The sequence below is a fragment of the Pseudomonas sp. BS-2016 genome (assembly GCF_001806145.1).
GTDB lineage: Bacteria > Pseudomonadota > Gammaproteobacteria > Pseudomonadales > Pseudomonadaceae > Aquipseudomonas > Aquipseudomonas lundensis.
This window is the reverse complement of sequence record NZ_MLCT01000143.1, coordinates 1-1,657: the sequence shown is the minus strand read 5'-3', so window position 1 is coordinate 1,657 and position 1,657 is coordinate 1. Positions and strand designations below refer to the sequence as shown.

The following is a 1,657-nucleotide window of genomic DNA, read 5'->3' as shown; positions in this document are numbered from 1 at the left end:
CCAGGAAGCCCAATTCCGTGGTGAGCTGCTAGAAGGCCTGGGCTGGGGCGAGGCCAAGAACCGTCTGTTCCAACTGCTCGACGGCCAGCTCGGCGAAGCGCGCGAGCGTTACCATCAACTGATGGCGCGCCCATCGGACATGGAGGACCTGCTGCAGGTCGGCGCCAAGAAGGCCCGCGCTGTGGCGGCACCGTTCCTGGCCGAGCTGCGTGAAGCGGTGGGCCTGCGTTCGTTCGTCAACCAGGCGGCGGCGCCGGTCGCCACCAAGAAAAAAGCAGCGAAGGCTGCACGGTTTGTGAGCTTCCGTGAAGACGATGGCAGCTTCCGCTTCCGCCTGTTGGCCGCCGACGGCGAGCAATTGCTGTTGTCGCGCAACTTTACCGATGGCAAAGCAGCCGGCGCGGTGACCAAGCAACTGCAAATTGGCGATGCGCTGGACGTACGCGCCGAGGCTTTGGGCTTCAGCGTATGGCTGGACGGCGCCGCAGTAGCTGACAGTGCCGAGTACGCCAATGAAGCATCGCGTGACGCGGCCATCGAAGCCTTGCGCGCTGCGTTAGCCCCAATCGAGGATTAACCCGACCAAGGGTTGATTGCCATTATCCAGGGCCGTCGTTACAGTGTCGGCCCGTTTTTGTTGCCTTGCTAACGAAATTATGACGCCCCTAGAACGATATCAAGCTGATCTGAAACGCCCCGAGTTCTTCCACGACGCGGCCCAGGAAAATGCCGTGCGTCATTTGCAGCGCCTGTACGAGGACCTCGTGGCCGCGTCGCAAAGCAAGCCAGGGATGTTCAGCAAGCTGTTTGGCAAGAAAGACCACACGCCGGTCAAGGGCCTGTATTTCTGGGGCGGCGTGGGCCGTGGCAAGACTTACCTGGTAGACACCTTCTTTGAAGCGCTGCCGTTCAAGGAAAAGGTGCGTACGCACTTCCACCGCTTCATGAAGCGCGTGCACGAAGAGATGAAGACCCTGCCGGGCGAGAAAAACCCGCTGACCATCATCGCCAAGCGTTTCTCCCAAGAGGCCCGGGTGATCTGCTTCGATGAATTCTTCGTCTCTGACATCACCGACGCCATGATCCTCGGCACGCTGATGGAAGAACTGTTCAAGAACGGTGTGACCCTGGTGGCCACGTCGAACATCGTGCCCGATGGCCTGTACAAGGACGGCCTGCAACGTGCGCGCTTCCTGCCGGCCATTGCGCTGATCAAGCAGAACACCGATATCGTCAACGTCGACAGCGGCGTCGACTACCGCTTGCGTCACCTGGAGCAAGCCGAGCTGTTCCACTTCCCGCTCAACGAAGCGGCGCACGAAAGCCTGAAGAAAAGCTTCCGTGCGCTGACGCCGGAATGCACGCAAGCGGTGGAAAACGACAAGCTGATGATCGAGAACCGCGAAATCATCGCGCTGCGCACCTGCGATGACGTGGCCTGGTTCGAGTTCCGCCAACTGTGCGATGGGCCACGCAGCCAGAACGATTACATCGAGCTGGGCAAGATCTTCCACGCCGTGATCTTGAGTGGTGTGGAACAGATGGGCGTGACCACCGACGATATCGCCCGACGGTTCATCAACATGGTCGATGAGTTCTACGACCGTAACGTCAAGCTGATCATCTCGGCGGAAGTCGAACTCAAGGACCTCTATAC

General features: G+C 59.7%; 1 protein-coding gene and 1 pseudogene. Both read left to right on the top strand.

Translation table 11 applies throughout. From position 1 onward, the window contains the following. Window positions 1-577 (top strand): annotated as a pseudogene (locus BKD70_RS23115) (tryptophan--tRNA ligase); the annotation flags it as partial. A 79-nt stretch (window positions 578-656) separates the two neighbouring features. Continuing rightward, on the top strand, window positions 657-1,657 hold a 1,001-nt coding region (gene zapE, locus BKD70_RS23110), incomplete at its 3' end, for a cell division protein ZapE (protein ID WP_070415474.1).